The organism is Paraconexibacter sp., from assembly GCF_041602235.1.
GTDB lineage: Bacteria > Actinomycetota > Thermoleophilia > Solirubrobacterales > Solirubrobacteraceae > Paraconexibacter.
In genome coordinates, this window is the sequence record NZ_JBFIGP010000368.1 from 1 (window position 1) to 3,166 (window position 3,166).

The following is a 3,166-nucleotide window of genomic DNA, read 5'->3' on the forward strand; positions in this document are numbered from 1 at the left end:
ACCGGGCTCTCCGCTCGGGTCGGCCCCGGTACCCGGCGCGTGCTCCTGGCACCGGCCGAGACGCCGTCGGTCCCCGGCGTGCACACGCTCACGCTGGAGGTCCTCGACGGCAAGGGGGCGGCGCTCGGTGAGCCGCTGCGGTTCACCGTGACCGTGGCCTGAGGCCCCTACCAGTCCGGCAGCTCACCGCTGGCGGCGAACTCGGCGAGCGTCATCGCGTCGGCGTCCCGGGCGCTGAAGATCCGCTCGGCCTCGGGGATCGGCCAGTCGATACCCACCGCCGGATCGAGGAACGAGATGCCGCGCTCCACGTCGCCCGAGTAGTAGGCGGACTGCTTGTAGAGCACGTCGGCGATCTCGCTGGTGACGGCGAAGCCGTGCCCGAACCCGACCGGCACGTAGAGGGCGCGCATGTTGTCGTCGGACAGCTCGTGCGCCTCCCACTGACCGTAGGTCGGCGAGGACCGTCGCAGATCGACGACGACGTCGACGATCGAGCCGCGCCCGCAGCGCACGAGCTTCCCGCAGCCCTCCCCGATCTGGAAGTGCATGCCGCGAACGACGCCGTAGGAGGACCGGGAGTGGTTGTCCTGCACGAAGTCGTCGGTGATGCCGATGTCGGCGAGCTGGTTGGTGCGATACGTCTCGCAGAAGAACCCGCGCTCGTCCGGGAAGACGGACGGCTGCAGGAGCTTCGGACCGTCCAGTCGCGTGCTGAGAACCTCGAATGGCATGGCGGGCAGGGTCGCAGAACCGCCTGCGAGCAGGCATCGCGGCCCTCCCTCGGGGTACCCTCGACCCGTGGCCGTAGAGGACGACATCGACACCCGCGACGCCGAGATCGCCGCGCTCCGCGCCCGCGTCAGCGAGCTGGAGACGCAGCTGAGCGACCAGGCGCGGGCCACGAACGAGCTCGTCGCGCGTTCCCAGCAGAAGCTCTACTGGCTCGAGCGGTGGGACGTCGACCTCGATCGCGTCATGGAGAAGCCCGGGGCGCTGCGTGCTCTCGAGACGCTGAAGGCCTTCCGCGGCGTGGTGCGCTCCGTGCGCAGGACCAGCCGCAGGCTGCGCGGCGTTCGATGAGCGCACGTCGCACCGTCTCGGTCGTCGTTCCGGTCAAGGACGGCGAGCGCTTCCTCCCCGAGCTGCTGGCGGCCGCACTCGGCCAGGGCGTGGACGAGGTGCTCGTCATCGACTCCGGCTCGCGGGACGACAGCGTCCGGATCGCCCGCGACGCGGGAGCGGTCGTCCTGGAGATCCCGCCCGGGGAGTTCGGGCACGGGCGCACCCGCAACCTCGGGGCGCAGCGGACGACGGGCGAGATCGTCGCGTTCCTCACGCAGGACGCGACCCCCGCCCCGGGGTGGCTCGACGGGCTGCTCGCCGGGTTCGACCTGGCGGACGACGTGGGGATGGTGTTCGGCCCGCACCTGGCGCGCCCGGACACCTCGCCGATGATCGCGCGCGAGCTCGACGCGTTCTTCGCCACCAAGGCCGGTCCCGACGGCTCGCCCCAGGTCGAGCGTGCGGGCGGCGACCCGTGGATCTCCAACGTCAACGCCGCCTACCGGCGCGACTGCTGGGAGCAGGTGCGGTTCGACGACGTCCCCTACTCCGAGGACCAGGCGTTCGGGCAGGCAGCGCTCGCGGCGGGCTGGGCGAAGGCCTACGTCCCCGCGGCCGCCGTGCTGCACGCCCACGACTACCCGCCCGTCCAGTTCATGCGCCGGTACTTCGACGAGTACCGCGGCCTGCGGGCGACGGTCGGCCACGTGGAGGGGTTCGGCGTGCGGTCCTCGCTGCGGGACGTGAAGAGCCTCGTCCTGCACGACCGGGCCTGGATGCGCGAGCACGGCTACGACGCGGCGACGCTGCGCTCCTGGACCGCGCGCGCCACGGTGCACCACGCCGGTCGCAAGGTCTTCAGCGCACTCGGCTCGCGGGCCCACACCCTCCCTGCGCCCGTGCAGCGCCGGATCTCCCTAGAGGGCACGGCGATCGACGCCGCACCGGACGCGCGGGCCGCCAACGGGGCGTCCGGCCCGGATCCGACGTCGGCGCCCGTCGGCAAGCCGATCCCCAAGGCGGCACGCCCGGTGGTGTGGGACGCCGTCCGCCGTCTGGCGAAGGAGGGACCGGCGCCGCTGCTGGACCCGCTCGGCGGACAGGCCGACGACGCGCCGCTGCACATCGCGTGCGTCATCCCGCCGTTCGACCGCGGGTCGGGCGGGCACAACTCGATCTTCCAGCTGATGTACCGGCTCGAGCGGGCCGGGCACTCGGTGTCCTACTGGCTGCACGACGAGCTCGGCCACCGCGAGCACGAGCGCGGCGCGCGCGTGCGGCGCGACATCCAGGAGTGGTTCGCCCCGATCGAGGGGCCGGTCCACCGCGGCTTCGGCGACTGGCACGGCGCGGACGTCGTGGTCGCCACCGGATGGCAGACCGCCCACCCCGTCATGCTCCTGCCGGGCTGCCGCGCGCGCGTGTACCTCGTCCACGACCACGAGTCCGAGTTCTACGCGACGTCCGTGGAGTCCCGCTGGGCGGAGGCGACCTACGGCCTCGGCATGCACGCCGTCTGCTCGTCGCCGTGGCTGCAGGACATCGTCCGCGAGCGGTACGGCGGGACGACGTCGCTCTTCGACTTCGGCGTCGACCTGAGCGTCTACCGGCCCCTCCCCGTCCCCCGGCGGCGCGACACGATCCTCGTGTACGGGCGCGACGCGACCCCCCGGCGCGCGGTCCCCCTCGCGCTCATGGCCCTGCAGGAGCTGGCCGAGCGCGGCCACGACCTGCGGGTGGTCAGCTTCGGCAACGGCGCCGAGATCGACATGCCGGTGGACTACGAGCACCTCGGCGTGCGCGACCCGGCCGAGCTGGCGGCGGCCTACAACGAGGCGACCGTCGGCCTGGTCCTCTCGCTGACGAACTACTCCCTGATCCCCCAGGAGATGCTCGCCTGCGGCCTCCCCTGCGTCGACCTCGCCGGCGTCAGCGCCGAGGGCGTCTTCGGATCCGGCGCGGACTCCCCCGTCGCGTTGAGCGCCTTCGACCCGCTGGCCGTCGCGGACGCCATCGAGCATCTCCTCACCGACCAGGAGGAATGGGACCGCCGCCACCAGGCCGGCCTGGCCTTCGTCGCCGGTCGCACGTGGGACGTGGC

3 protein-coding genes are annotated in these 3,166 nt (G+C 72.8%); 2 read left to right on the plus strand and 1 reads right to left on the minus strand.

Going from position 1 to position 3,166, the window contains the following annotated elements:
• Positions 1-167 precede the first annotated feature (167 nt).
• The gene (rfbC, locus tag ABYE80_RS19005; protein WP_372791886.1) at positions 168-734 is read right to left on the minus strand and encodes a dTDP-4-dehydrorhamnose 3,5-epimerase; all 567 of its coding nucleotides are present in this window, start codon (positions 732-734) and stop codon (positions 168-170) included.
• Positions 735-801: 67 nt separating this feature from the next.
• Between rfbC and ABYE80_RS19010 the strand changes: the two genes are divergently transcribed.
• Both ABYE80_RS19010 and ABYE80_RS19015 read left to right on the plus strand, forming a co-directional pair.
• Positions 802-1,083: a hypothetical protein gene (locus tag ABYE80_RS19010; RefSeq protein WP_372791887.1), complete on the plus strand. Its 282-nt coding sequence runs from the start codon at positions 802-804 to the stop codon at positions 1,081-1,083.
• On the plus strand, positions 1,080-3,166 hold a 2,087-nt coding region (locus ABYE80_RS19015; protein ID WP_372791888.1), incomplete at its 3' end, for a glycosyltransferase. The genes ABYE80_RS19010 and ABYE80_RS19015, both read left to right, overlap by 4 nt.